At 63.2% G+C, this 24,730-nt stretch carries 27 protein-coding genes; 20 read left to right on the forward strand and 7 right to left on the reverse strand.

The genetic code is table 11. The annotated features are described in order from the left end of the window. Positions 1–14: 14 nt before the first annotated feature. Positions 15–1,043, forward strand: coding sequence for a CorA family divalent cation transporter (locus FJ417_RS18530; RefSeq protein ID WP_140784465.1), 1,029 nt, complete (start codon positions 15–17; stop codon positions 1,041–1,043). A gap of 159 nt (positions 1,044–1,202) precedes the next feature. Here the strand turns inward: FJ417_RS18530 and FJ417_RS18535 are convergent, their stop codons facing one another. Both FJ417_RS18535 and FJ417_RS18540 read right to left on the reverse strand, forming a co-directional pair. Then, complete coding sequence (locus FJ417_RS18535) at positions 1,203–2,363, reverse strand: patatin-like phospholipase family protein (protein WP_140784466.1); 1,161 nt, start codon at positions 2,361–2,363, stop codon at positions 1,203–1,205. Next, the gene (locus FJ417_RS18540; RefSeq protein ID WP_140657932.1) at positions 2,356–3,144 is read right to left on the reverse strand and encodes an acetoacetate decarboxylase; all 789 of its coding nucleotides are present in this window, start codon (positions 3,142–3,144) and stop codon (positions 2,356–2,358) included. The genes FJ417_RS18535 and FJ417_RS18540 overlap by 8 nt, the downstream gene beginning before the upstream one ends. Positions 3,145–3,393: 249 nt before the next feature. Between FJ417_RS18540 and FJ417_RS18545 the strand changes: the two genes are divergently transcribed. The 8 genes from FJ417_RS18545 (at position 3,394) to FJ417_RS18575 (ending at position 9,713) form a co-directional block, all read left to right on the forward strand. Next, entirely contained in the window at positions 3,394–4,182 is a 789-nt protein-coding gene (locus FJ417_RS18545) for a 3-hydroxybutyrate dehydrogenase (protein WP_140647434.1), read from the forward strand. A gap of 282 nt (positions 4,183–4,464) precedes the next feature. Further along, positions 4,465–5,283 carry a sulfurtransferase/chromate resistance protein gene (locus FJ417_RS18550; RefSeq protein ID WP_140784467.1) on the forward strand — a complete coding sequence of 273 codons (819 nt, stop codon included), beginning with the start codon at positions 4,465–4,467 and terminating at the stop codon, positions 5,281–5,283. Further along, complete coding sequence (gene chrA, locus FJ417_RS18555; RefSeq protein WP_140784468.1) at positions 5,280–6,668, forward strand: chromate transporter; 1,389 nt, start codon at positions 5,280–5,282, stop codon at positions 6,666–6,668. The genes FJ417_RS18550 and chrA overlap by 4 nt, the downstream gene beginning before the upstream one ends. A gap of 118 nt (positions 6,669–6,786) precedes the next feature. Continuing rightward, the gene (locus FJ417_RS33805) at positions 6,787–6,912 is read left to right on the forward strand and encodes a hypothetical protein (RefSeq protein WP_281405925.1); all 126 of its coding nucleotides are present in this window, start codon (positions 6,787–6,789) and stop codon (positions 6,910–6,912) included. Positions 6,913–6,916: 4 nt separating this feature from the next. Beyond that, on the forward strand, positions 6,917–7,126 hold the full coding sequence (locus FJ417_RS18560; RefSeq protein WP_140657924.1) for a hypothetical protein: 210 nt from the start codon (positions 6,917–6,919) through the stop codon (positions 7,124–7,126). Between the two features lie 58 nt (positions 7,127–7,184). Then, on the forward strand, positions 7,185–7,712 hold the full coding sequence (locus FJ417_RS18565) for a sigma-70 family RNA polymerase sigma factor (protein ID WP_140784507.1): 528 nt from the start codon (positions 7,185–7,187) through the stop codon (positions 7,710–7,712). Further along, positions 7,699–8,628 carry an anti-sigma factor gene (locus FJ417_RS18570; RefSeq protein WP_140784469.1) on the forward strand — a complete coding sequence of 310 codons (930 nt, stop codon included), beginning with the start codon at positions 7,699–7,701 and terminating at the stop codon, positions 8,626–8,628. Before FJ417_RS18565 ends, FJ417_RS18570 begins: the two co-directional genes overlap by 14 nt. 194 nt (positions 8,629–8,822) lie before the next feature. After that, positions 8,823–9,713 carry an adenylate/guanylate cyclase domain-containing protein gene (locus tag FJ417_RS18575; RefSeq protein ID WP_181183254.1) on the forward strand — a complete coding sequence of 297 codons (891 nt, stop codon included), beginning with the start codon at positions 8,823–8,825 and terminating at the stop codon, positions 9,711–9,713. Positions 9,714–9,860: 147 nt separating this feature from the next. Here FJ417_RS18575 and FJ417_RS18580 read toward each other — a convergent pair whose 3' ends face one another. Both FJ417_RS18580 and FJ417_RS18585 read right to left on the reverse strand, forming a co-directional pair. Then, positions 9,861–10,961 carry an ROK family transcriptional regulator gene (locus tag FJ417_RS18580; RefSeq protein ID WP_226892105.1) on the reverse strand — a complete coding sequence of 367 codons (1,101 nt, stop codon included), beginning with the start codon at positions 10,959–10,961 and terminating at the stop codon, positions 9,861–9,863. A 47-nt stretch (positions 10,962–11,008) separates the two neighbouring features. Then, positions 11,009–11,659 (reverse strand): SGNH/GDSL hydrolase family protein, encoded by a 651-nt coding sequence (locus tag FJ417_RS18585; RefSeq protein WP_140784471.1) that lies wholly within the window; start codon positions 11,657–11,659, stop codon positions 11,009–11,011. A 395-nt stretch (positions 11,660–12,054) separates the two neighbouring features. Between FJ417_RS18585 and FJ417_RS18590 the strand changes: the two genes are divergently transcribed. The 10 genes from FJ417_RS18590 (at position 12,055) to FJ417_RS18635 (ending at position 22,855) form a co-directional block, all read left to right on the forward strand. Continuing rightward, entirely contained in the window at positions 12,055–13,128 is a 1,074-nt protein-coding gene (locus tag FJ417_RS18590; RefSeq protein ID WP_140704801.1) for an ABC transporter substrate-binding protein, read from the forward strand. An 81-nt stretch (positions 13,129–13,209) separates the two neighbouring features. After that, positions 13,210–14,739: a sugar ABC transporter ATP-binding protein gene (locus FJ417_RS18595; RefSeq protein WP_140784472.1), complete on the forward strand. Its 1,530-nt coding sequence runs from the start codon at positions 13,210–13,212 to the stop codon at positions 14,737–14,739. Further along, positions 14,736–15,698 carry an ABC transporter permease gene (locus tag FJ417_RS18600; protein WP_140784473.1) on the forward strand — a complete coding sequence of 321 codons (963 nt, stop codon included), beginning with the start codon at positions 14,736–14,738 and terminating at the stop codon, positions 15,696–15,698. The genes FJ417_RS18595 and FJ417_RS18600 overlap by 4 nt, the downstream gene beginning before the upstream one ends. Before the next feature lie 24 nt (positions 15,699–15,722). Beyond that, positions 15,723–16,652, forward strand: coding sequence for an ABC transporter permease (locus FJ417_RS18605; RefSeq protein ID WP_181182727.1), 930 nt, complete (start codon positions 15,723–15,725; stop codon positions 16,650–16,652). 53 nt (positions 16,653–16,705) lie between these two features. Continuing rightward, entirely contained in the window at positions 16,706–17,386 is a 681-nt protein-coding gene (locus FJ417_RS18610) for an SGNH/GDSL hydrolase family protein (protein WP_140784475.1), read from the forward strand. A 298-nt stretch (positions 17,387–17,684) separates the two neighbouring features. Next, positions 17,685–19,091, forward strand: coding sequence for an NAD(P)-dependent oxidoreductase (locus FJ417_RS18615; protein ID WP_140784476.1), 1,407 nt, complete (start codon positions 17,685–17,687; stop codon positions 19,089–19,091). A 407-nt stretch (positions 19,092–19,498) separates the two neighbouring features. Continuing rightward, positions 19,499–20,572: a hypothetical protein gene (locus FJ417_RS18620; protein WP_140784477.1), complete on the forward strand. Its 1,074-nt coding sequence runs from the start codon at positions 19,499–19,501 to the stop codon at positions 20,570–20,572. Then, complete coding sequence (locus tag FJ417_RS18625; protein WP_210240657.1) at positions 20,569–21,696, forward strand: site-specific integrase; 1,128 nt, start codon at positions 20,569–20,571, stop codon at positions 21,694–21,696. Before FJ417_RS18620 ends, FJ417_RS18625 begins: the two co-directional genes overlap by 4 nt. A 49-nt stretch (positions 21,697–21,745) precedes the next feature. Continuing rightward, positions 21,746–22,135, forward strand: coding sequence for a hypothetical protein (locus tag FJ417_RS18630; RefSeq protein ID WP_140784478.1), 390 nt, complete (start codon positions 21,746–21,748; stop codon positions 22,133–22,135). A 57-nt stretch (positions 22,136–22,192) separates the two neighbouring features. Then, positions 22,193–22,855: a hypothetical protein gene (locus tag FJ417_RS18635; RefSeq protein WP_140784479.1), complete on the forward strand. Its 663-nt coding sequence runs from the start codon at positions 22,193–22,195 to the stop codon at positions 22,853–22,855. A 42-nt stretch (positions 22,856–22,897) separates the two neighbouring features. On the opposite strand, the gene FJ417_RS18640 is transcribed toward FJ417_RS18635, so the two are convergent. Next, positions 22,898–23,233, reverse strand: coding sequence for a helix-turn-helix transcriptional regulator (locus FJ417_RS18640; protein ID WP_140784480.1), 336 nt, complete (start codon positions 23,231–23,233; stop codon positions 22,898–22,900). Between the two features lie 163 nt (positions 23,234–23,396). Between FJ417_RS18640 and FJ417_RS18645 the strand changes: the two genes are divergently transcribed. Then, complete coding sequence (locus FJ417_RS18645; protein WP_140784481.1) at positions 23,397–24,224, forward strand: hypothetical protein; 828 nt, start codon at positions 23,397–23,399, stop codon at positions 24,222–24,224. Positions 24,225–24,272: 48 nt separating this feature from the next. Here FJ417_RS18645 and FJ417_RS18650 read toward each other — a convergent pair whose 3' ends face one another. Together FJ417_RS18650 and FJ417_RS18655 are read right to left on the reverse strand one after the other, a co-directional pair. After that, positions 24,273–24,458, reverse strand: coding sequence for a hypothetical protein (locus tag FJ417_RS18650; RefSeq protein ID WP_140784482.1), 186 nt, complete (start codon positions 24,456–24,458; stop codon positions 24,273–24,275). Positions 24,459–24,498: 40 nt separating this feature from the next. Next, on the reverse strand, positions 24,499–24,687 hold the full coding sequence (locus tag FJ417_RS18655; protein ID WP_140784483.1) for a DUF3606 domain-containing protein: 189 nt from the start codon (positions 24,685–24,687) through the stop codon (positions 24,499–24,501). Between the last annotated feature and the right edge of the window lie 43 nt (positions 24,688–24,730).

Consider the following 24,730-nt stretch of genomic DNA (forward strand, 5'->3'; position numbering starts at 1 on the left):
ATCGAGTGGCGGCCATGAATGAGGCATCGCATCTGACGCTGCTTGCCTGGGACGACAGCCGCCACCACGCGCCCGGCCTGATCTGGGCCTATCGCGGCGCCGCCGGCCAAGCGCCGCAGCCGATCGCGCCGAAGGACATCGAAGCAGCGCTTGTCGCGCCGGACGGCTGGGTTTGGCTGCATGTCGATCTCATCGACCAGCGGGCGCATTCCTGGATCAGCCATGCCTGCGCGCTGCCGCAATCGGCGCATGCGATCCTCGAAGGCCATGAGGACAGCATGGCGCTGGCGCATGAAAAGGGCGTCGTGCACGGTATCGCCGCCGACCTGCATGGCGAGATCGGACGCAGATCGACCACCATCGGCAGGCTGCATTTCGCCGTGACGGACCGGTTGCTGGTGACCGGCCGGCGCCATTCGCTGGCAGCGGTGGAAGAGGTGAACAAGGCGCTTTCGCAAGGGCTCCAACCGGCGACCGCCTTCGAGCTGTTCGGCGCTATCGTGCTTGCCTTCTGCGGAAGCGCGAGCGGGCGGCTGGCGCTGGCCACGAAGCAGCTTGACGAGGTCGAGGACCGTCTCGTCACCGAGCGCCTTGCCGACGAGCGGCGCCGGATCAAGGAGGTGCGTCGCCTGGGGGTGTCGCTGCACCGGCCGATCGCGGCACAGGTCGCGCTGTTCCTGGACGAGAACCGTGCCGGCTGGGAATTGTCGGCCGGCGCGCATGAGATATTGGGCAAGCTGGCGGCTCGCCTCAAAAGGCTCGACCGCGAAGTCGTCATGGTCAACGACCGGGCAAGGCTGCTGCAGGAAGAGGTCGCGGCGGAACTCGCGGACGAATCGAACCGCAGCCTGAAGGCGCTGGCGGTGATGAGCGCGCTGCTCCTGCCGGGAACGCTGATCGTCGGCATTTTCGGCATGAATACAGAAGGACTGCCGTTCACGCATACGCATGGCGGCTTCCTGCTGGCGATGCTGCTTGCGGGTGGGGCGACCGGGTTGTTCTACTGGCTGTTGCTGCGGGCAGGCGCCGATCTCAAATTCTAAAGCGCGTCGCGTCGAAACGGATACACGCGAGGCGCTTTAGGTCGTTGCCTGATGCATGTCGTTGTCGCAAAACCGAGGTCACTTTTGCGCGACATGCATTAGGCTTCTTGACGTGCGTCAGGACCCCGAGCCGCGACGCGGCCCGGGCGGCCATGACCCTTAGGTCGGGTCTTCGCGGTGCAGGTCGTGGATGGTGACGCCGTCGGCGTTGTCGGGCAGCATCAGCCATTTCTTGTGACGCAGCGTGCGTTCGGTGTCTTCCAGGCCCATCTCCCAGTGCTCGCGCATCGAGGTGCCGGAAAACTCATAGTCCTTGGCGTGGCCTTCGTAGCCTTTGTGCTGGTAGATCAGGTGGACGATGTTGACCACGCCGGCATCGGAATAGTCGGCCATCAGTTCCTTCTCGCCGTCCTTGAGCTGGTCCGGCGGCACGCGCTTCAGCGCGTCGAGAAGCTTTATCTTGAGCGCATGGATGCGCTGGAAGTTGTCGGTGTTCTGTCGCGTGCGGCTGGAATACAGGATGTCCTTGTGGCGCGACAGGACGTCGGCCATGCCGCGGGGCAGCACGCCGCGGGCGCTGAACAGATCGACCTGGAACACCAGCGAGGAGCGATCCTCTTCCTGGTCGAGCAGATATTGCAGCGGCGTGTTGGAAACGATGCCGCCATCCCAGTAATATTCGCCCTCGATGCGGATCGAGGGGAAGGCCGGCGGCAGCGCGCCGCTCGCCATGATATGTTCCGGCTCGATGCGCACCTTGTCGGTGTCGAAATAGACGAAGTTGCCGGTCCTGACATTGACCGCGCCGACGCTCAAGCGCTTCTTGCCGTCGTTCAGCACGTCGAAGTCGATCAGGCTCTCCAGCGTGTCCTTGAGCTCGGCGGTGTCGTAGAAGCTGGTGGCGCCTTCCGCTCCCGTCAGCTGGAACCAGGGGCTGGGACTGCGCGGCTTGAAGAAACCGGGCTGGCCCATGGTCATGGTCATCCACGACGAGGTCTGGTTGCGGATGTCGCGGTAGATGTCGCCTTCCGGCGTATAGGCCCAGATCTTGCGGCCCGAGATCGTCTGCCAGAACTGCTCCAGCCGCTGCAGGCGGCGGCTGGGCTCGTTGCCGGCGATGATCGAGGCGTTGATGGCGCCGATCGAGACGCCGGAAAGCCAGGTCGGCTCACAGCCGGCGTCGGCAAGCGCCTGATAGACACCCGCCTGATAGGCGCCGAGCGCGCCGCCGCCCTGGAAGACCAGGGCGATGCGGTCATATTGCGCCGTGATTTCCTGAATGGTGGCGGCGGCCGCCTTGCTGCGGTTGCGCTCAAGCACCGGCTTTCTCCAGCTCCTTCGCGCCCGCAGCCGATCGGCCGTGGTCCGCGAGGTAATCATGCACGACTTCGCCGAGGCCCAGCGTTAGGTCGGCGGTGAAATGAACGGCAGAGACGATGTCGAGCACCGGCAGCTTGGCGACGTCGGCCATGACATGCGGGCGAAGGTCGAGCGCAGCCGGCGCCGTCCAGGCTTCCTTCAGCGTGATGTCGGTGAGGTAGTAGCGGACCAGCTCGCAGATGCGCGGGCTGCCGTCGACATGCGGGATGATCTTGATGAGGAAATTGGGCGCGGCGAGTGAGGCCAGCACCTGGTCGTGGTCGGCCTCGCGGTGCTTGTAGCCCATGGTGCCGGTGGCGCACAGAACGCTGCCATAATGCAGCGTGCCGACCACCACTTCGCCTTCATGCACGATCTTGGGGCTGGCAAGCTTCTTCGGGAAACCCCACAGCTCGCGGCCTCCGGCGATCGGCGCATCGTCGTCGAGATACATGGAATGCACATAGCCGCCATACTGGCCCTTGTAGCGCACCGGGATGACCTGGCCGGTTTCGGTGTAGTCGCCGAAGCCGGTGGAGTCAGGCATGCGGATGAATTCGTATTTGACCAGCGGCTCGTCGATCTCGAGCGGCGCCGGAACGACGGCTTCCAGCGCCTCGCGCGTCGTGCGGTAGGTGATGATGATGTATTCGCGGTCGAAGAAGCGATAAGGGCCTGGCGGGAAGGACGGGTTGGTGAGCGGCATCGCATAGGCCCGCTTCACGACGTCGGCGATTTCCATGGCTGGTGCCCCAAACAAGGTTTGAAATGAGCCCGCGCGAATGCGCTGGCAAATATGTTGCACGGCAGCATGACAGTGCCGTGTCAGCGCCAAGACGACACTTCTTACAGCCGGCAAACCCCATCGCGGAGCTGTAATGGCGCCGACATATGGGTGTGGCATTGTGATGCTGCGGCGCACAAATCATGTGCCTTCCCGGCTGTTCGTCTTCATAGTCTTCCCTCCTGTCCTCCTGTCGCGAGATCTCCCATGGGTTCCCTGTCTTCGAAGAATGCGCTCGTCACCGGCTCGACCAGCGGCATCGGCCTGGCAATCGCCCGCGCCTTCGCCGCCGAGGGCGCCAACGTCACCATCAACGGCTTGGGCGACGCCGCGGCGATCGAGCAGGAGCGGGCCGGCATCGAAGAGGATTTCGGCGTCAAGTGCCGCTATTCGGGCGCCAACATGATGGACGGCGCCGCCGTCACCGCCATGGTCCACGAGGCCGAGGCAGCGTTCGGCAGCCTCGACATCCTGGTCAACAATGCCGGCATCCAGCATGTCGCGCCGATCGAGGAATTTCCCGACGACAAATGGGAAGCCATCATCCGCATCAACCTCTTGGCCGCCTTCTATGCCATCAAGGCGGCGGTTCCGGGCATGAAGAGCCGCAAATGGGGCCGCATCATCAACACGGCTTCGGCGCATGCGCTGGTCGCCTCGCCGTTCAAGTCGGCCTATGTCTCGGCCAAGCACGGCATTGCGGGGCTGACCAAGACGGTGGCGCTGGAAGTCGCGCAGGACGGCATCACCGTCAATGCGATCGCGCCAGGCTATGTCTGGACGCCGCTGGTCGAAAAGCAGATCCCCGACACGATGAAGGCGCGCGGCATGACCGAAGAGCAGGTCAAGCACGATGTGCTGCTTGCGGCGCAGCCGACCAAGGAATTCGTCACCGTCGAAGAGCTTGCCGCGCTGACGCTGTTCCTGTGCTCGGATGCGGCCAAGCAGATCACCGGCACGACCCTGCCGATGGATGGCGGCTGGACGGCGCAGTAAGGGCAACGACCTTTTAAGGGAGACAGGGCGGAGCTCCCATCTTCCCTAAAAGCGTGTCGCGCTGAAGCGGATTAAGGCGACGCGCTTTAAGCCATTGTTTTCATGCATGTCGTTATCGCAAAACCGCTGCACACTTTTGCGCGACATGCATTAGCAATTTGAATTCTTGACAATCGTAGGGGAGCGTTCCAGCATCCTGGCCAAGGGGTTCCTCGCGACGACCCCGTGAGGCGTCAGCCCAACGATCGCGTCCAAACTCTCTGTGTTCTGGAGGTGGACGCCATGCCGTCAACAACCCAAATCACCGTTCCGCAGCTTTCCCGTCTCGTCGGCTTGCCCGATGCGCCTTGCCTGGTCGATGTGCGCACCGACGAGGACTATGAAGCCGATCCGCGCCTGTTGCCGGCCTCATGCCGGCGCGATTTCAGAACTGTCTCAAGCTGGGCGTCGGAGTTTTCGAGACGCAAGGTCGTGGTCATCTGCCAGAGAGGGCAGAAACTCTCGCAAGGCGTCGCCGCGTGGCTGCGCCACGAAGGCATTCCGGCGGAGTCGTTGGAAGGCGGCTTCCAGGCCTGGGCGGCCGCCAGCGCGCCGTTGGTCGCAGGCGGGGCGATCCCGCCCCGCGACCAGAACGGCCGCACCGTATGGGTCACCCGTTCCCGGCCGAAGGTAGATCGCATTGCCTGCCCCTGGCTGATCCGCCGCTTCGTCGATCCCGATGCGGTGTTCCTGTTCGTCGACGCGGCTGAGGTGCCTCTGGTCGCGGATCGCTTCGCCGCGGTTCCCTTCGATATCGAAGGCGTGTTCTGGAGCCATCGCGGCGATCGCTGCACATTCGACACGATGGTCGAGGAATTCGGACTGCGCGTCGATGCGCTCGACCGCCTGGCGCTGATCGTGCGCGCCGCCGATACGGCGCGCCTCGACCTCGTGCCGCAGGCGGCCGGGTTCCTCGCCGCTTCGCTTGGCCTGTCGCGCATGTTCCGTGATGACCTCGAACAGCTCGAAGCCGGCATGCTTCTCTACGACGCCTTCTTCCGCTGGTGCCGCGACGCCACCGACGAGACGCATAACTGGCCGGTTGTAGGCAAGGCACAATGAGCGCGCTTGCCAAGGACGCCGCCGCGCGACGGGCCGAGATCCCGGCCGCGCCGAGCTTCCGCGAAGCGACGCGGCTCTGGGCCAGGATCGGCCTGCTCTCCTTCGGCGGGCCGGCCGGCCAGATCGCGCTGATGCACAAGGAACTGGTCGAGGAGCGCCGCTGGATCGGCGAGGAGCGGTTCCTGCACGCGCTCAACTATTGCATGCTCCTGCCGGGCCCGGAGGCGCAGCAGCTTGCCGTCTATATCGGCTGGCTGCTGCACCGGACGGCAGGCGGCCTTGTCGCCGGCATCCTGTTCGTGCTGCCCGGCGCGTTGGTGATGCTCTGCCTGAGCGGCTTCTACATGCTCTACAACGATGCGCCGGTCGTCGAGGCGCTGTTCTTCGGCATCAAGGCGGCGGTGCTCGCCGTCGTCGTCGAGGCGGTGATCCGCATCGGCAAGCGGGCGCTGAAGAACCGTGCGATGGTGGCGATCGCCGTGGCGGCCTTCCTCGCCATCTATGTCGCCCGGGTGCCGTTCCCGCTGATCGTGCTCGCAGCCGGGCTGATCGGCTGGACCGGCAACCGCTTCGCGCCGGCGCTGTTCTCCGCCTCGGCGCATGGCAAGACTGCGGCCGGCGCCGAGACCAGGGCCGCGGTCGACCTGATGTTCGAGCGGGGCGAACTCGGCCACACCATGCCGAAGCGAGGGCATGCCATCCGCACCATCGCCATCTGGCTGCCGGTCTGGCTGGGGCCGACGGCGCTGATCGCCGTGTTGGCGGGGCCGGGGAGCGTCTGGGCGCAGATCGGCGGCTTCTTCAGCCTGATGGCCGTCGTCACCTTCGGCGGCGCCTATGCCGTTCTTGCCTATGTCGCGCAGGCAGCGGTGACCTCGTTCGGCTGGCTTTCACCCGGCCAAATGGTCGATGGGCTCGGGCTTGCCGAAACGACGCCGGGGCCATTGATCCTGGTGCTGCAATTCGTCGGCTTCGCCGCCGCCTATCGTCATGCCGGCTTTGCCAACCCGCTGCTGGCTGGATCGCTCGGATCGCTGCTGACGCTCTGGGTCACCTTCGTCCCTTGCTTCTTCTGGATATTCCTCGGTGCGCCCTACATCGAGCAATTGAGACGGAACAAGGCGCTGGCGGCGGCGCTTGGCGCGATCACCGCCGCGGTGGTCGGCGTCATCATGAACCTTGCGCTGTGGTTCGCGCTGCATGTCGTCTTCGGCAAGGTAGCGAGTGTCGGCTGGGGCGTGGAGGTTCCGGTCCTGTCCTCGCTCGACTGGCGTGCCGCGCTGCTGTCGGCGGCGGCGATGGTCGCCATGTTCAGGCTGAAACTCGGCATGCTGCCGACATTGGCGGGATCTGCGCTGGCGGGGCTTGCGCTGCTGGCGCTGTAGGCGGGCACGCCGTCCGATCACGTTAGCGTGAACGAAAAAGCCGACCGGCCGGGAATAAACCGCCCGGTCCGCCGGTCTCCAGGGCATGCACCATTTGTGCGCAACAGCGGAGACCATCATGAAGCGGCACGACGACAAATACGCACGGGCCGAAGAGGGCGAAGGCGTCAGCCACCGTCGTCGCTTGGAGCGTTGGAGCTGGGCGCATCTGTTCCGGGCGATACCGCCCTGCCGCCGGCCCTGATCCCGTGCCGATCGCAACCATCGAGATCCACGACCATGACGGCGAGCATCCCGTTGCAGCCAGCGATGCGCCGTCCTCTTCCGAGGCGCCCCTTGCTTCCGAGACACTTGACTCCGGTGACACCAATGCCTTCTCCTCCCTCGAAGCAGGCGCCATCGCCTGCGGTCGCGATCTTCACCCGCACGAGCGGGGACAGATCGTCGCCTCCCGCTGAGGGCGGCGGCAGACCCGTGGCGGGAGCGCCCGACGGCGGAACGGTGTTGAGCGAAAAGATGCTGGCCGCGCGTTTTGCCGAAGTGGTGCTGCCGCATCTCAGCGATGCGCTGTCGCTTGCCCGCTGGCTGACCGGCAATCAAGCCGACGCCGAGGATGTGGTGCAGGAGGCCTGCCTCAAGGCGCATGCGGGCATTGCCGGCTTTGCCGGGGGAAATTCCCGCGCGTGGCTGCTTACCATCGTGCGCAACGCTTCCTACACATGGATGGCGCGCAACCGCCCGCGCAGCGTGGTCGCCGTCGGCGACCTCGCCGATCTCGACGACGTCTCGCCGCCGCCGGACAATGATGCCGACAGCCCGGAGGCGGTACTGATCGCCAAGGCGAATTCGGCGGCGGTGGAAGCGGCGATCACCAGGCTGCCGCAAGCCTTCCGCGAAACGGTGGTGCTGCGCGACATCAACGGTCTCAGCTACCGCGAAATCGCCACCATGCTCGGCGTGCCGCAAGGCACGGTGATGTCGCGGCTGGCGCGGGCCCGCGGTCTCTTGATGACGGAACTTGGAGGGCGCCATGAGCCCGCATGAAAATCGCCCGCGTGAGGATGGATTGCCGCAAGACCCGCAGGATATGAAGCTGATGATCCACGCCCTTGTCGATGGCGAGCTCGATGCCGCGGCGGCCCTGGCGGTCGAGCGGCGCATGGCCGCCGATCCGGAGCTCGCCGCCGAACATGCGCGCCTGGTGGCGCTGCGCGGTGCGCTCGCCAATGTGCCGCGGCCCGCCGTCAGTGACGACTTTTTGGCGCGCATCGCGGCGATCGCCGAGGTGAAGGATCCCGAGGTCGCGGAGGCCACGCAGGCTGAAGATATGAGGGTGGAGGCACAGCCCTCCGTGCCGCAACAGCAGCAGGGCCAGGTCATCGCGATGCGGCCACGCGCGTCGCGCTGGTTCAATTCCTTCGACTGGCGCCAGATGGCCGCCTCGATCGCGCTGACGGCGTTTCTGGCCAGCGGCGCGACACAATGGCTGACGACGGCGGACAACGGGGCCGACAGCTTCGCCGTGGCCGTCGCCAACGGCCATCGCCGCAGCCTGCTCGCGGCGACGCCGGTCGACATCGTCTCGTCCGACCGGCACACGGTGAAGCCATGGCTCGACGGGCGCATCGGCATGTCGCCGCCGGCGCCCGACATGGCCAAGGACGGCTACGCGCTGCTTGGCGGCCGCGTCGAGGTGATTGGTGACAGGCCGATGCCGGCACTGGTCTACCGCCATCACGAGCATCTGATCACGCTGGTGGCCGCACCCCGGCAGAACGAGGCCAAATCGGTGCCGGTGGCGGACGATCTCTCGGCGGGCGGCTTCCTTCTGGTCCACTGGACCGACGACGCCTTTTCCTACTGGGCGATCTCGGACGCCGAGCGCCCGGCGCTCGACGATTTCGTCGCCCGCTTCCGGGCCGCCATCATCGCCAATCCGGCGGCCGGCAGCCCGGGTTAGGGAAACGAAACTTCTTTATCGCCGCTATTTTTGAGGCCGATAACCCGTTGGCGGGAAGGCAGATGCCTGTCCGCCCGAGATAATCGCGCCAAAGCACTTGCCCCGTTGCGCCGGCGCCCGGGCGCGCAGGTAGATAAGTCAAGGTCACCTTTGGTATGTTATACACGCCACGCTCTCGGGGCGGATACGAGTCGATGGATCAGGAAAGACTTCTAGCCGCAGTCCTCTTAGCTGATGTCGTGGGCAGCACGACACTTTATGAGCGCATCGGCGACGATGCCGCCCTGCGGCAGGTCTCGGATTGCCTCGACGCGATACGCGAGATCGTCGCCCAGCACGGCGGTGACTTCATTTACTCGAAGGGCGATGACGTGCTCAGCCTGTTCGAGAGACCGGAGGCGGCGCTGAGGGCCGTCTGCCAGATTGGCGGCCAACTGACGAAAGAGCCTTTGATCGCCCGGATCGGACTGCATTTCGGGGCGGTCATTCGTGCGCGGGGCGCGGTGTTCGGCGACGTTGTCAATGTGACCGCAAGATTGTCCACCACGGCCAACCCCGGGGAGGTCCTGATCAGCCAGAGCTTCTTCGAAGCCCTTTCCGCGGGCAGCCGCAGTACCTTGCGGCTCCTCGACAAAATGGCATTCAAGGGAAAGCAAGAACTCTTCGATGTCTATACGCTGAGGAGCGACGATGGGGCCGTCAGCACGCACGTCGCCAATCGAGGCACCTTTGTCGATAGGCGTTCCGCTCCGCCGCCGCAGATCAATCTGGTCATCCGCTATGAAGATCAGTTGCGATCCTGCCGAAACAACGAATTGGTGACGATCGGCCGATCTCCGGAATGCAATATCGTTGTCCCGCGGCCCTGGGTCTCAAGGCACCACGCGACCTTCACCATTTCGAATGGCAAGGTCCGGCTTGTCGAGCGCAGCTCGTCGGGCACATTTGTGTCGATGGGGCCCGGCAATGAAGTATTCGTACGCCGCGAAGATATTCTCCTCTTCGGCTCCGGCGTCATCTCGCCTGGACGCAGATCGGCCCTCGGCGACGCCCAGATCCTTCGCTACGAAATTATCTCAGGCTGACCGGCTGGGTTCGTTGGGGCGTGGCTGACTCAAGCGGCCGCTGTCCCGCCGCTGCTGGTGGCGTGGTCCAGCGTTTGTTATGCGCCCGATATCACCGGCAGGTGTAGCCGCCGTCGATGGGCAGCGAGACGCCGGTGACCATGAACGTCACTCCACCATGAACCGCGAGCTGAAGGGCAGGCCCGCCGCTCCCACCGCCTTGGGCGAACGCTCGATGTTGCCGGCTATGGCGCTTATACCAGGCATAGCCTGTTCCAGCTCCCGGCAGATTGCCTTGCAGACCGCCTGCGGCGCGTAAGAGGACAGGACGACCGAAGCCACGGGAACGAACGGCTTCAGCGCCGCTATCGACGACTTCATCTGCTCCAGCAGCTCGCGTTGCCACGCGATCTCGGCATCGCCGAACGAAGGCCAGTCCGCGCGCCGCTCCCACAGCTCGGAGGGCGAATTGCCATTTTTCCGGATCTCCTGCTCCAGGCGCAGGATGCCGACGTCGAAACTCACCGCGGCAGTGGTGTTGTAGATCTGGTGATTGAGGACCAGGCGGCTGTGCAGGCGCGCGCCGAGATAGAAGAAAAGGTAGTCCGAAAGATGCTTTGCCACGCCGAACATGCTTTCGCCACCGGCAGCGGCGGTGATGTCGTTCTGGACGTAGACGGGATAACCGATCTCCCTCTCGACCTCCTCCTGCAGGGCGTCGAACCGCTCGCGCGCCGCTTTTGGCGTTAGCTCGAGTTCTGCTTCGTCGCCGGGCAGGGCAAGGCCGATACCGGCGATGCGCGAGTGGAGATGCCGTGGCAGATCGGCAATCGCCTTGGCGATGGCGGTCATGAATTGCGGGTGGTTGGTGTCCTGTGCGGCTGAGAACGGCAGGACCGTATGGGAGCGGATCGAGCCGACGAAGTCGACAAGCACGACCTCCACCTGCCGGTGGCCGACGCTGATGCCGACGGAATAGGCGCCCTCGGGGTTGAGCGAGATCGGCACCGTCGGCGGTCCGACACGGCCGCGCTGGGCCTCACCCTTGGCGATCAGCCCTTCCTGCTCGAGCGATCGGACGATGACCGACACAGTCTGCGCCGACAGGCCGGTCCGCTCGCCGATCTCGAGACGGGTGATATCCTTGCTCTGAAGCAGCAACGACAGCACAAGGCGTTCGTTGTAGCTGCGCACGCTGACGGCGTTGAGGCCGCTGGCGCGGTCCGCGATGCGGAGCGGGTTCGGCGGCGCAAAGCGCATGTCAGGCATGATGCGTCCTCTCGCGATCGGTCGTGCGGGACACCCGTATGCCGCGTTCATCTCTCATCCGGCCACCCGATTGCTTCGACTTCGCGGGCCAGCGCACGGCCAAGCGACACATGGGCCTGTCCGTTGATGTGGAACCCGTCAAGCGGATCGCAGGTGACGACCGAGCCCGCGTCGAAGAAATGCACTTCGAGCGAATCGGCGATGATCTCGAATTCGAGCGCCAGCTGCCGCGACTTCTCAGGCGCGCCGGCGAAGATCGACCGCCATTCCTTGATGTCGTCCAGCATTGGCGGCGGAGACACGATCATGATTTCGGGCACGCTGCCGCCCGGGCCGGGCTTGAGTTCCTTGATGTCGTAGACGAGGCAGCCCATGGCCATGGCGACTTCAGAGGCCGGCTGGTTGAAGCGCGCCTTGAGGTCGTTGGTCCCCAGCATGATGATGACGAGATCGACAACGGCATGGCTCTGCAGGCAAGGCCTGAGGTAGGTACGTCCGTTCTTGTGGGCACCCTCGATGGGATCGTCGCGCACCGTCGTACGGCCGCTGAGGCCTTCCTCGATGACATGCCAGCCGACGCCCAGCTCCCTTGCCATGACACCGGGCCAGCGCTCGGCCGGGCCGTAGCGGTCAAGCGGTGTGCCGCCGGGTACCTGCCCATGCGTGTTGGAGTCGCCGTAGCACAAGACCGATCGCATGCTCCTCCCCGATCCAGCCAAGGTTCTGATTTGCAGAAATCGTCGGACGAGAGTCGGTCGTCCGCGTCGAGCGACCCTGCCATCCGGCGGAAAGGTAGCGCAAGCCGCAAAGATAATCCATCACTCTGAATAATTATTGACAGCCCACCGGATCGATGATTGAAAGTGAGCCTGGGAGGAATGCCCCGAACCTTTTGTGCCGATAGGCTGCCATGACCCATGGCGGCAACGCTGGACCTTGTCTCCAGCAGCCATGCGCTCGGGGTTGAGCAATGAACTGAAGCAGTGCCGGGATCGCCCCGGCAGGTGCGGCGTTTGGCCATGGCCGCGCGCCGATGGGGATGTCGTGGCCCTGGTCACCAGGGCTCGTGGAGCTTGAGAAGGAGGATGGCTCAGTGAGACGGATTATCCAATCAATCGCAGCGGCAGTGATCGCGACCACCATGTGGTGTGCTCCCTCGTTCGCCGACGAGGTATCGCTGCTCGACGGGGTTACCGCCCGTGCCGGCGACAATCCAGCGGTCGAGGCCGGGAAATTCAAGAAGGATCCGCCCTGGGTCATCGGCATGAGCCATTTCGGCGTAAACGCGAACACCTGGACGGTGCAGGTCGCGCATGAGGCGGAGGCTGCCGCCGCCAAGGACAAGCGCATCAGCAAATTCATCCTGCTCGATGCCGGCTTCGACCAGAAGAAGCAGGTCGCCGACATCGAGGACCTGATCGCCCAGAAGGTCGACGCCATCATCGTCCAGCCGGTCACGTCGACCTCGGCGGACGCCAGCATCGCCAAGGCCGTGGCGGCGGGCATTCCCGTCATCGTGCATACCGGCCGTATCGAGAGCGACGCCTTCACCACCGAAATTCAGGGCGGCGCCGAACATTTCGGCAAGGTGATGGGCGACTTCCTGGTCAAGGAACTCGGCGGCAAGGGCAATATCTGGGTGCTGCGCGGGCTCGCCGGCCATCCGGAAGACACCAACCGCTACAACGGCCTGCTGCAGGCGCTGAAGGGGACCGACGTCAAGATCATCGCCGAAGAGCATGGCGACTGGCAGTACGACAAGGCCAAGAAGCTCTGCGAGACGCTCTACCTGAACAACCCCGAGGTCGACGGCATCTGGTCTTCCGGCGCCGATATGACGCGCGCCTGCGTCGACGTCTTCAAGCAGTTCGGTGCCAAGATTCCGCCGATCACCGGCGAGGGCAACAACGGATTCTTCGGCCAGTGGATCGCCGACGGCTTCAAGTCGATCTCGGCGGAATATAGCCCGGCCCAGGGCGCGGCCGGCATCCGCGCTGCCGTGGCCCTGCTCGAAGGCAAGGAGCTGAAGAAGCACTACGACTACAATCCGCCCGGCTGGGATATCGAGAAGATCAAGAAATATTATCGCGACGATCTCTCGGCCAATGTGTGGTGGCCGTCGGAGCTGCCCGAAGACAAGCTCAAGGAGTTCTACGCCAAGAAGTAAAGGTGGCGCCATGGTGGCGCGGGGCTGCGGCGACGTGGGTCCGCGCCACCGAATACTCCTGAATGCAGTGGTGCTTGTTTCGTGAAAACCCTTGTCGAAATGTCGGATATCCGGAAGGCCTTCGCCGGCACGGCGGCGCTGAAGGGCGTCTCCATCGCTCTCCGATCGGGCTCCGTCCATGCGCTGATGGGCGAGAACGGCGCCGGCAAATCGACGTTGATGAAGATCCTCGCCGGCGTCCATCAGCCGGATGGCGGCGCCATCCTGCGCGATGGGCGCCAGATCGCCTTCCACAGGCCGAAGGATGCGCTGGAAGCCGGCATCTCGACGGTGTTCCAGGAATTGTCGCTGCTGCCCAATCTGACGATCGCCGAAAATATGTTTCTCGGCCGCGAACCGACCACTGCTTTCGGCGGGGTCGACCATCGCCGCATGCGGCGCGAGGCTGGCGCCGCGCTTGCCGAGCTCGGCCTCACGCTCGATCCGGGCACGCTGGTCTCGAGGCTCAGCATCGCCGAACGGCAGTTCGTGGAGATCGCGCACGGCATCATGACCGATGCCAGCGTGTTCATCCTCGACGAGCCGACGGCGGCGCTCAATGCCGCCGATGTCGAAATCCTGAACCGCCACATCCGCAGGCTGAAGGATGAGGGCAAGGCGGTGGTCTACATTTCGCACCGGATGGACGAAATCTTCGCCATCTGCGACACCGTCACGGTTCTGAAGGACGGCGAACTCGTCGGCACCAGAGCAATCGCCGAGATGACGCCGGCGTCGCTGATCGCGATGATGGTCGGCCGCGAGCTGGCCGATCTCTTTCCTCAGCGTGGCGATGTCTCCGGCCCCGCCATGCTTTCGGTCGAGGGTTTCCGCATCACCGAGCGCTCCAGGCCGTTCTCGCTGGCGCTCAACCGCGGCGAGATCGTTGCGCTGGCCGGCCTGGAGGGGCAGGGCCAGCAGCGCTTCCTGCGCTCGCTGGTCGGTCAATACCATCCTTTCGCCGGCCGTGTGACGATCAAAGGCAAGTCGCTGCCCTTGCCGGTGTCGCCTGGCGGCGGCGTGCGCCGGCTGCAGGCAATGGGCGTCGGCTTCGTACCAGAGGATCGCAAGGAAGACGGGCTCTTCCTCGGCCTTTCCGTGGCGCACAACATTGCTGCCGCACTCCATTCGAAACGGTCTGAACTGGCCCTGGCCGCCGGCTATCAGCGGCAGGTCGCCGACATGATGTCGAGCCTTGCCGTGAAGGCCAGCGGTCCGAGCGCCCCCGTCGGCACACTGTCGGGCGGCAACCAGCAGAAGGTGCTGCTCGGCCGCTACCTCGCCGCCGACATCGACATCCTGCTCGTCGAAGAACCGACGCGCGGCGTCGACATCGGCGCAAAGTCCGAGATCTACCGGCTGCTGCGCGACTTTGCCGGCAAAGGCGGGGCGGTGTTGGTGCTGTCGCGCGAGACGATCGAGCTGATCGGGCTCTGCGACCGCATCTGCGTCGTCCACAACGACACGATCGTCAAGGAAATGCCGGCGGCAGACGCCACGGAGCACAACATCCTCGACGCCGCGCTCAGCGCCAGCGGGCAGGCCAATGAGGCAAGAGGTGAGCGCCGATGACAGCCATCAACAGACGCCTCGCGGGCGCGAGAGGATCGCGGCAAGGCATGTGGATGCTGCCCTTGCTGATCGCGCTGGCCATCACGCTTTGGCTCAGCCTCAAGACGGCACAGTTCCTCAACGGGGAGAATCTGCTCAATCTGGTGCCGCAGGCGATGCCGCTCGTCATCACGGCGGTCGGCCAGATGTTCGTCGTCCTGCTCGGCGGGCTCGACCTTTCGGTCGGATCGATGATCAGCTTCACGACGGCAGTGCTCGCCCTCGGCGGACCCAGCTGGGTGCTGATCCCGGCGGTATTCGTGCTGGCCGCGCTGGTCGGTTTCAGCAACGGCTTCATCATCACCCGCTTCAACGTGCATCCGATCATCGCGACGCTGTCGATGCAATACATTCTGCTCGGGATCACGCGGGTGCTGAGACCGGTTTCGGGCGGCACGGTGCCGGACGTCGTCATCAGCGCGGTGGCCGGCTCCTTCCTTGGGGTGCCCATGCCGGTGTTCTGGGGCATCTTTACGCTCGCGGTCGCCTGGAAGCTGCTCTACGGCTCGCGCTTCGGGCTGCATCTTTTCGCGATCGGTGGTGGCGTCTCGTCCAGTGTGGAGGATGCGGCGCATAATTTCGGCATCGCCGACCGGCGCAACATCGTGCTTGCCTATGTGATCTGCGCCTGCTTCGCGGCGCTTGCCGGCATTTTCCTCGCCGGGCGCATCGTTTCGGGCGACCCGAATGTCGGGCTGCTGTTCGAGCTCGACGCGATCACGGCCGTCGCCATCGGCGGCACCCAGCTTTCTGGCGGCATCGGCAGCCTGCACGGCACCGTCATCGGCGCCCTTGTCATGGCGCTGCTTGCCAACGGCATGAACCTGACAAATGTGTCGCCCTTCATCCAGACCACCATCAAGGGGGCGATCCTGCTCCTGGTGGTCGCTCTGCAGTCGCGCAAAAAGATGGGGTTGTAAGTGGCTGCCGCGCTCACCCATCCTATGATGCGCCGCTTCCTGCGCGTCCCTCCTGCCTACTACGTCTTTGGCGTGCTGCTCCTGGTTCTGTGGATCGCGCGGCCGAACATGCTCAATCTCAACATCATGGGCATATTCGTGCGCCAGATCGTGCCGCTCGGCATATTGGTGCTGGGCCAGCTTCTTGTGATGCGGGTGCGAAGCATCGACCTGTCGGGCGGCGGTGTCATCCTGCTCATCAACTATACTATCTCGTCCGGCGTCTTTCCCGGCGCTTCCATGGCTTTCTTCATTGTCCTGGCGCTGGGCATCGGACTGGCCGTCGGGTTCTTCAACGGCCTCATGGTCGGGGTGAGGCGGGTCTCGGCCGTTATCGTCACGCTCGCGGTCGGCATCGTCCTGGTCGGGATCGTGCAATATCTGTCCAGCGGCAAGCCGCCCGGCGATGTGCCCGGCATGTTCGCCGACATCTACAACACCAAGCTCGGCCCGGCGCCCACGCCGGTGATCTTCTGGGTGGTGGTTTCGGTGGCGCTGTCGCTGTTCCTGTCGCGCACGGTCTTCGGCCGTTATGTGACGTCGGTCGGCGAGAACGTGCAGGCGGCGCATTTCTCCGGCGTCCCGGTCGCGCGCACGGTCGTGCTTGCGCATACGCTGGCGGGCTTGTTCGCTGGCATCGCCGCGCTGGTCCAGACGGCTTCGATTGCCGTCGGCAGCGTCCGGGTCGGCCTCGACCTGCCGATCCTGGCGGTCGCCGCGACCATCCTCGGCGGCGTCGTTTTCGGCCGTGGGGAAGGCGGCGTCTGGGGGCCTTTCTTCGGCGTGCTGTCCTTTGCGCTGCTGTTCGTCGTGATGACAACCTTCGGCGTCGACGAGCCCGGCAAGCTGATCGCGCAAGGCCTCATCATCCTGCTCGCGGCGATCCTCTACGGCATCAGGAGCAGGTCGAACTGAGCGGCGAGTTCGGACGGCCAATAGTCAATCGCATAGGGAAATGGATTGGAGACATGACCAAAAGATCGATCCTCTGTTTTGGAGACTCACTGACCTGGGGCTGGATTCCGGTCATCGAGGGATCGCCGACGCATCGCTACGCCTATCAGGACCGCTGGACGGGCGTGATGGCCTCGCATCTGGGCGATGGATATCATGTGATCGAGGAAGGTTTGAGCGCCCGCACGACCAGCCTCGACGATCCCAACGATCCGCGCCTCAACGGCAGCGCCTATCTGCCCTCGGCCATCGCCAGCCACCTGCCGCTCGACCTCGTCATCGTCATGCTAGGCACCAATGACACCAAGTCGTTCTTCCGCCGCACGCCTTACGAGATTGCCAACGGCATGGCCAAGCTCGTCGGCCAGATCCTTACCAGCGCCGGCGGTGTCGGCACGCCCTATCCGGCCCCGCAGGCGCTGGTGGTCGCACCGCCGCCGCTGACCCCGATGCCGCATCCCTTTTTCCAGGGCATGTTCGCCGGCGGCCATGAGAAGACGGCGGCGCTCGCGGCCGAATATCGTGCCATGGCCGATTTCACGAAGGTCGATTTCCTCAATGCCGGGGATTTCATCACCACCGACGGCTGCGACGGCATCCACTTCACTGCGCAGAACAACCGCGATCTCGGCAAGGCGATAGCGGACAAGGTCCAGGAGGTCTTCGCGCGCCAACCCGACCGCAAGGTTGCCTGAGAATTCAAGTGTCATCGCGCATCGGCTCCTCCAGACCGATGCGCCGATTGCGGGACCGGCGCGGCACCGCCGGCCCGCAATTTCGGCAGGCTGATCGTGCGGGTTTCGTCCTGGCCATGAAAACCATTAGCGGACCGATCCATGAATTGTTCAGCGGCTTGTCCCTTCCAAGTCAGGGCCGACAGGTTCTAGCTTCCTGAGGCAAATCTCTCGCTTGCGACCCGGATATGCCGCTTCACGTCGTCCATCGGATAGCGGATCGGAGTAGCTGGAGACAGCTGCAGGGAAACGACGCTCCATGACATCAGCCAATATTCTGATCTGCGACTTTGTCGGCCTTCGCTTCGGCGCGGACGGCAATCCCGATCACAGCGAGGTCAAGGCTTACATCGAAGCCAAGGGCGATGTGTTCCATCAGACAGGCATCGGCAGCGCTGGCGCCCTCGATCCCGGCAGGCTGCATTTCTTCTACCTGCCGCAATTGAGCACGCGCGAGGAATTGTTGGCCGAGGCTGGCGACGGCCGTTATGACGCCGTCATCGCCGCGGCTACCTTTATTCCGGCCGAGGCCAGGTTCCGCCTCGGCGGCGTGCGCATCGGGACCGGCACCGGCAATATGGGCTCGGCATCCTGGGGTGGGGGCAGCGGAGAGGGCGGCGAAGCGCCGCTTATGAATACGCCGGGCATCAACAGTCGCGCCACCGCGCAAATGGCCATGAAGGCGCTGCTGAAGGTCAGGCCGGATCTTCCCGTGGACAGGCTCAACAGCCTGGTCGCCGGCGGGCAGTTCGATACGGGAAAAGATCTGCGCCATTACCCGACCGAGAAGCTCGAAGGCAAAAGACTGGCGGTGATCGGCTATGGCAACATCGGTCGGGAATTCGCCAGGCTCGGCCAGGCCTTCGGCATGCGGGTCACCATCCATGCGCGGCACCGTCACCGCAAATGGATCGAGCTGGAAGGCTTCGACTATGCGGCAAACATGGTGGACGCGGCGCGTGGTGCGGACGCGCTTTCGGTCCATCTTGGCCTGGGTGCTTTCGATGCCGGCCGGCAAAAATACGCCAACGCCGGGCTGATCGGAGACGAGCTGCTTTCCGCTCTCAACCACGGCGCCGTGCTGATCAACTATGACCGCGGCGAGTTGGTCGATGTGGCAGCGCTGGAGCGCGCATTGGAATCGGGCCGTATTTCCCACGCGGCGATCGATGCCGACCTTTTTGCCGATGGCGCGACGCTTTCAGGACCGATGCTGCCTTATCTGAAGCTGGTCGAAGCCTATGGCCAGCGTCTGGAACTTCTTCCGCATGCCGCGGCCGACACCGACCATCCCTCCCGTGTCGCGGGCGCCAAGCAGGCGGTCGATCAGATCTGCGCCGCCATCGTCGACCATCGCGTCCACAATCTGAAAGGATCGCTGCCTTCCGGTTTTGTCGACATGGGGGCGAAAACCCCGCCCGGTATCGGCGGCATCAATCTCCGGCACCTGGCGGCGCTGGCCGACGATCAGGGCGCGGCCGCCGACCTCGCCCGATCAAGCGCTCTCGTTGCCGCGTTCTGGGAACGCATCCTGGCGGCGTCCGAGCAGGAGCGACCGGCGCTGATCGCTTCCGGAGGCGAAGAGCTCGCCGAGGCCGTCAACCGTCTCTCCACACTTATGCGCACGCACCATCTTTCGGGGCCGTTCACTTCGGGGTCAGTTTGACCCCAGCGTGCGGCGACCTGCTCGCCAAGCCTTTGAAAAATATGGTGATCCCGACAGGAGCGCAGCCTTTGAGGGATTTCAACAGCTTGCGTTGTCTAACCCGCTGAAAGCGGCCAATGGTCTAAAAAGGCTTTTTCGAGCTTTGTCTAACGAACCATAACACCCGCTGTCTGTTCACTGTCCGAAGCATAGAAAGACGCGCCAACGGACAGCAGCGCTGCGCGGTCGGTTGACCAACTCAACGCCAGTCCAACCAAGCCGTTCGTCACCGAGTACTCGATCCACGTTTTAGTGTCCGATAACGCTAACGTTTCCAACTCGAATTCGTCGATGAGATGAAGCAAATCGAATGACGCGGCGCAGCAGCGCGATACCATCCTCTCAGGTTCAAAAAAGAGAGGATTTCCATGGACTTGTTCAATCCAAAGCGGCCAATCAAGCGGCCCGACACCTCGCGTCACCTATCCGATCCGTGGCTGGCGACTTCAGCATTGCAGAAGGCCATCCGGCGCGGTCATCAGGCGATTGCCCTCGCGGCGACCAGCTTTCTGCTCAATGGACAGGCGGATCGCTTCTGGCGGCGGGCGGTAGTCATCGGTCTCGAGGACATCGGCATCGGCGATCTCGATCTCATTCGGGAAGTGTTGCTCGTCTCGACCCGGAAAGGCTGGCGAGCCGAACATGGTGGCGACTGGAACGTGGCGTCCCAGCTCGTACACCGGCTCTGTGCCGCGCTGAAATCGAGAGATGCATGCGAGTTGCTGGTCGCCGCTGACCTGCATCCGCGATGGAAGGAGCACCGGACAGCATTCCTCGACCTGACCCAGCACCAGCTATCGGACATCGTGGCCGACCCTGTCCGGCATCTGGTGGAGCGGACGCTGGCCTCGTGGCTAATCGTGGGTACAAAGCGGTTCCCTGCCTACTCGATGCCCGAGGTCGATGGCTCATTTGCCGCTTTACTCGACGTGTACCGGCACATTGGCGTTGCCGAGAATGTGCTGGAAGTCGCCCGTCTTGGCTCAACAAGAACGGATGAGGGGCATGCGCTTACGTTGCCGTTAGTCTGGTTGGTGGCCAGTCAGGGGCCAGTGACGATCCAGTCGGAACAACTGCCAGAGCATGTCCTGATCCGGGGATGGCCATCGTTTTCGTTCGATATGCACAATCGCGTCGGTCGGCGGGCGCTCGCACTTTTCGCGGATCGATGTACTGCTCTCCGCCAGATGATGCAGCGACACCTGCCGGTAAGCGCCCATGCCGATCTTGTCGGGCATCTCGTGTTCCGTATCGAAGGGCACGTCGTTGATCGACAGCTTGATTATCCCGGCGCGGGGGCGATCCTGCGCGATGCAGAGATCGCTCATCTCACATTCTCCGGCTTCCCCGAAACACTCGTCACGGACCTCCTAGCGATCTTTGGCGACCATCCGGACCTGCTTCTTCAATGCCGGATCGAAGCGGCAGGAGGCCGGGCATGACGTCGTCGTGGCTCGACTGCACCGCCGGGGGCGAAATCGTCCGACCCGTAGAACGCGAGCAGACATTCGAACAGGAGATCGTCACGCCGTCCGCTTCCTTCAATTGCACTCGCTGGGATCACATAACCGACAAAGCCAGTGCATTTAATTGCACTCAAAATCGAAGCACCACTGTGTATGCCGAACTGGCGGGCACGAGTTCACTGGACGGATCGCCAATCCCGCGACAGGTCCCACCAGAGGCCGTCCGGCACCTGATCAACAATTCTCTTTCGGAGAGCACAAAACGCTCCTACAGGTCTGACTTGGCCCATTATGAAGGTACGGGACGACCTATCCCCTCGACGGTGGAGATGGTGGCCGGATATCTGGCCGACTGCGCCGCTACATGTGCGGTGGCGACGATCCGGCGGCGATTGGCGGCTATCGCCAAGGCCCATGTCGCGACGGGCGCGGATGACCCGACGAAGAACGAACTCGTCCGGGCTACGATGCGCGGTATCAGACGAACTCTCGGCACAGCCCAACGCGAGGCGAAGCCGGTCCTGAAAGACGACCTTTTCCGGATGCTGGAGCGGACGGGCGATAGCCCCAAGGACATCCGTGACAAAGCGCTGCTGCTGCTCGGCTTTGCAGGCGCATTCCGCCGTTCGGAACTGGTCGGCCTCGATGTTGCCGACATCGAACATGTTCGGCAAGGCATCGTCGTCACCTTGCGTCGATCCAAAACCGATCAGGAAGGCCGAGGCCGCAAGATCGGCATTCCACACGGTCGAACCCAATGGTGCCCGGTGCGCAGTCTCACCGATTGGCTCGACCATACCGGGATCGAGAACGGGCCTGTGTTCCGGCCCGTGGACCGGCACGGCCACATTGCCGGCAGCCGCCTTTCTGGTGAGGCAGTGTCGATCATCGTGAAAGAGCGGGTCGAGGCAGCAGGCTTCAACCCGGACGACTATAGCGGGCACAGCCTTCGCGCGGGGCTTGCCACCAGCGCAGCCATGGCTGGGGCTTCGACATGGAAAATCAGGGCTCAGACCGGCCACGCCTCGGAGGCGATGCTCGCCCGGTACATACGCGATGGCAACCTGTTCCAGAATAACGCGGCAGGGGCGGTCTTGTAGTAAACCCGAGCCATTCAGGCTATTCTCGCTGAGGTGACAGGGGGACCACATGCTCAATATCGACAAAGAGACAGCTGCGAAAATCATTGACGCGCTTGCCGTTGCAATTGATGGCAAACCGTCGTCTGCCAAGACATTCAGTGCATCGCCATTCACCGGTCTGGCCGACTATGGTGACTGGGGGCAGCAGAACAACGACGCTACGCAAGACACGCCGCGAACGATTGCCCTGTTTCTGTCGTATCTCATCTTCTCAGGTGGCCGCATCCCGCTGATAGGCATCCAGATGCAGGATACGTGGTTTCGACCTGACGTCTGGGTTGTGGGCGCGCTCGAAAAGCGCGGCTATCTCACGGTGGATGAGAGTTCAGGCTACTTCCTGGTCACTTCGGAAGGTTGGTCGCTGGTCGCCAACGCACTCGGTGAGTTGAACGGCTGATGGTCGAGCAGAGCCGAGAACAGACCATTCCGAGCGATCCAAGGAGTGAAGGCCGACATGTCTCGCATCTTCGTCCCCAGTTCTGGCCCTGACAGTTGGCGCGCCTTCCTTGCCAACCCGATCAAGCACTGGCGAACAGGCTATTCGGCACGGACGGTCGCGCATTCCTGGGAAAGTTCCGGCGGATTGCCGGGAGAGATAGCGGCCTTGTTTGACGCCCCGGTTGAGCTTCTAGTTGCCATCCCAGAGCACAAGGTGCCGCTCCCTGGTGGTGGGCGAGACAGTCAAAACGACGTTTTTGCCCTTATTCGAACCCATGACCGGACCTCGGCATCAATGATCGAAGGCAAAGTCAGTGAAGCGTTCGGACCAACTGTTGGCGAATGGTTTCGCGAACCGTCGAACGGCAAACGCATTCGCATGAAACATCTTTGCGAGGTGTTGGGGCTTGCAAAGGCTCCCGACGGTGCAATTCGCTACCAATTACTCCATAGGACTGCTTCTGCATTGATCGAAGCCCGTCGGTTCAAAACAGACGAGGCCGCGATGATCGTCCACTCTTTTTCAGCCTCACGGGAATGGTTCGACGATTTCGAGCGATTTGCGCATCTAATGGGGGTACAGATCAGCCACGACCAGCCTGCCCAGATTACGCTGAATACCGGTCAGCCTTTGCGCCTCGGCTGGGCGACTGGCGATCCAGCGTATCTCTCCTACTAGTGCACCTTGATCATAGCCGGCGTCGAGATGTTACGGGCACAACTACGCACGCCCGCGGAGTGCAGCGTCGATGACGTTGGTGATCCAGCGCAGTTCGCTCGCTGACAATCCGGCCAATCGCGTGGTCACCTCGACCAAGTGACCCCGATTGATCGCCCCAGCCGGAAGCTCTGTCGTGAATAGCTCAGCCGGGTCAATGTTAAGCGCTTCAGCAAGTCGCTCGATCACGGGAAACCGTGCCCCTGTCGCGCCGACCTCGATCTTCGACACCATGTCCACACTAATGTTCGCCTTCTCGGCCAACTGTTCTTGAGTGAGACTATGACGCCGCCTATGCGCGGCGACCAAGCTTCCAAAGCGTTTTCGCAGATCGACCATGCCAGCCTCCCTGCTCGTCTGGTAGGGAGGCAAGGCATCCAGCTGGAGTGAAGCTACTTAGATTTTTTGAGATTTACGTAATCTACTTGCAAATAGGGGCAAATAGGTTCCAATTTTAGGAGGGATCGGTAAGTCCAAGAGGGCCGAGGGTGGGGAGATTACGATGTCGGACCCCCGATATGACAAGCTCGTGGAATTATGGCGTGCTGGGAAGATCGATGACGAGAAGCTGAAACGGGGTCTGGTTCTCCTGCATTCGATTTCGGCCCAAGCGGATACTAACCCGGGGGCAGATTTTGACATCGATTATGAGCCAGCGCACAGCGCTGAGGCGATGCATTGGACGCGTTGGCCCGCGAGGTTCCTGTTGCCGGTCTCATGGCTGGAAGGCTTGTCGCCTCTCCGGCGTCGGCTGATCGAGATCGGTATCTTCACCGTCGTGGCAGCCGTGGTCTGTCTAGCGGCCAGCCAATTGGTTGTATTGGTGCTAGTCGCCAGCGTCGATAGTCGAAGTCCAGTAAACCCCTTGGGTGCGGCTGCTTGGACCGCAATCTTACTCGTAGTGTGCGGCTTCTTCGTTGGCTATCATCGCGGTGCCATGGCATTGATGGCCCTACCCATCTTTGCGCTGCTACTGCTTTCGCCGCTTTGGAAAGAAAAGCCCTCGGTTGATCCAAAATCCGCCAGTACGGTGCGGACCACTGGCACCATGTACACGAGACCGGTAACGCAGGAAGAGTTCGGCTCAGAGTGGCCGTTTCCCGCCTATCGGTCCGGGGTGCTTCGCTGCGACCTTGCGACGATGAGGGGCATAAAAAGGCCTTTGGTCACCATCGAGTTGGCGGGTAAAAAATATGGTCTGAATGGCGCAGCTCAAGATTTTGGCTTCCCAGATAGCCGCTCCCAGATGGCGAAGCACCCGGAATGGGGGACGTATGAAGCGGGTGCAAGCGACGATATGATCGCGGATGCATTAGCCGAATGCGGCTAATCCGAGGACGCGAAACGCGAACGGCCGCCCCGAGATCGGAAAGCTTGGTCATTCGGTCAGCTTCTCCACCGTGGCGATGATTGCTTTGGCAAGCGCTTGCGCCTCATCGATCGGGGCCGGCCCGTAGATCGCATTGACGATCTCTCGGCTAGGCAGCACGCCCGCCGGACACGTTTGCTCGATCGCCATTCTGATCAAGCCAAGGGCCTCGTCACAGTCCTCGGCCGGGATCATTATCGAGGGCCGGGCGCGAAGCTGCTCGAACCTCTCTGCCTTAGCTTTTGGCAAGGGCTTTCGCCTCTCGCTCTAGCGTCTCGCGATCGTTGCCGTGCTTTTGAATGAGCTCGCGCGCTTCGGGAATGGTGAGCTGGAATTTTCGGGCGAAGTAGGCGACCTCGTAATCTTCGTCGCCCGACACGCGATCACGGTCTCGGAAGTCGCGGTTGGTCTTATCGTCTGCCATCGTCGGTTCCTCCTGGCTAAAGAACCTGCGTGCCCCGACGAAT

Origin of the sequence: Mesorhizobium sp. B3-1-7, assembly GCF_006439385.1 — a bacterium.
Lineage (GTDB): Bacteria > Pseudomonadota > Alphaproteobacteria > Rhizobiales > Rhizobiaceae > Mesorhizobium.

Excerpts from the sequence above, each read along its gene's own strand:
- FJ417_RS18620 (WP_140784477.1), top strand. The coding sequence starts at position 19,499 with ATGGACTTGTTCAATCCAAAGCGGCCAATCAAGCGGCCCGACACCTCG.
- FJ417_RS18550 (WP_140784467.1), top strand. The coding sequence starts at position 4,465 with ATGCCGTCAACAACCCAAATCACCGTTCCGCAGCTTTCCCGTCTCGTC.
- FJ417_RS18545 (WP_140647434.1), top strand. The coding sequence starts at position 3,394 with ATGGGTTCCCTGTCTTCGAAGAATGCGCTCGTCACCGGCTCGACCAGC.
- FJ417_RS18570 (WP_140784469.1), top strand. The coding sequence starts at position 7,699 with ATGAGCCCGCATGAAAATCGCCCGCGTGAGGATGGATTGCCGCAAGAC.
- FJ417_RS33805 (WP_281405925.1), top strand. The coding sequence starts at position 6,787 with ATGAAGCGGCACGACGACAAATACGCACGGGCCGAAGAGGGCGAAGGC.
- FJ417_RS18575 (WP_181183254.1), top strand. The coding sequence starts at position 8,823 with ATGGATCAGGAAAGACTTCTAGCCGCAGTCCTCTTAGCTGATGTCGTG.
- FJ417_RS18635 (WP_140784479.1), top strand. The coding sequence starts at position 22,193 with ATGTCTCGCATCTTCGTCCCCAGTTCTGGCCCTGACAGTTGGCGCGCC.
- FJ417_RS18585 (WP_140784471.1), bottom strand. The coding sequence starts at position 11,659 with ATGCGATCGGTCTTGTGCTACGGCGACTCCAACACGCATGGGCAGGTA.
- chrA (WP_140784468.1), top strand. The coding sequence starts at position 5,280 with ATGAGCGCGCTTGCCAAGGACGCCGCCGCGCGACGGGCCGAGATCCCG.
- FJ417_RS18625 (WP_210240657.1), top strand. The coding sequence starts at position 20,569 with ATGACGTCGTCGTGGCTCGACTGCACCGCCGGGGGCGAAATCGTCCGA.
- FJ417_RS18640 (WP_140784480.1), bottom strand. The coding sequence starts at position 23,233 with ATGGTCGATCTGCGAAAACGCTTTGGAAGCTTGGTCGCCGCGCATAGG.
- FJ417_RS18645 (WP_140784481.1), top strand. The coding sequence starts at position 23,397 with ATGTCGGACCCCCGATATGACAAGCTCGTGGAATTATGGCGTGCTGGG.
- FJ417_RS18615 (WP_140784476.1), top strand. The coding sequence starts at position 17,685 with ATGACATCAGCCAATATTCTGATCTGCGACTTTGTCGGCCTTCGCTTC.
- FJ417_RS18565 (WP_140784507.1), top strand. The coding sequence starts at position 7,185 with ATGCTGGCCGCGCGTTTTGCCGAAGTGGTGCTGCCGCATCTCAGCGAT.
- FJ417_RS18600 (WP_140784473.1), top strand. The coding sequence starts at position 14,736 with ATGACAGCCATCAACAGACGCCTCGCGGGCGCGAGAGGATCGCGGCAA.
- FJ417_RS18605 (WP_181182727.1), top strand. The coding sequence starts at position 15,723 with ATGATGCGCCGCTTCCTGCGCGTCCCTCCTGCCTACTACGTCTTTGGC.
- FJ417_RS18580 (WP_226892105.1), bottom strand. The coding sequence starts at position 10,961 with ATGCCTGACATGCGCTTTGCGCCGCCGAACCCGCTCCGCATCGCGGAC.
- FJ417_RS18530 (WP_140784465.1), top strand. The coding sequence starts at position 15 with ATGAATGAGGCATCGCATCTGACGCTGCTTGCCTGGGACGACAGCCGC.
- FJ417_RS18655 (WP_140784483.1), bottom strand. The coding sequence starts at position 24,687 with ATGGCAGACGATAAGACCAACCGCGACTTCCGAGACCGTGATCGCGTG.
- FJ417_RS18540 (WP_140657932.1), bottom strand. The coding sequence starts at position 3,144 with ATGGAAATCGCCGACGTCGTGAAGCGGGCCTATGCGATGCCGCTCACC.
- FJ417_RS18650 (WP_140784482.1), bottom strand. The coding sequence starts at position 24,458 with ATGATCCCGGCCGAGGACTGTGACGAGGCCCTTGGCTTGATCAGAATG.
- FJ417_RS18630 (WP_140784478.1), top strand. The coding sequence starts at position 21,746 with ATGCTCAATATCGACAAAGAGACAGCTGCGAAAATCATTGACGCGCTT.
- FJ417_RS18610 (WP_140784475.1), top strand. The coding sequence starts at position 16,706 with ATGACCAAAAGATCGATCCTCTGTTTTGGAGACTCACTGACCTGGGGC.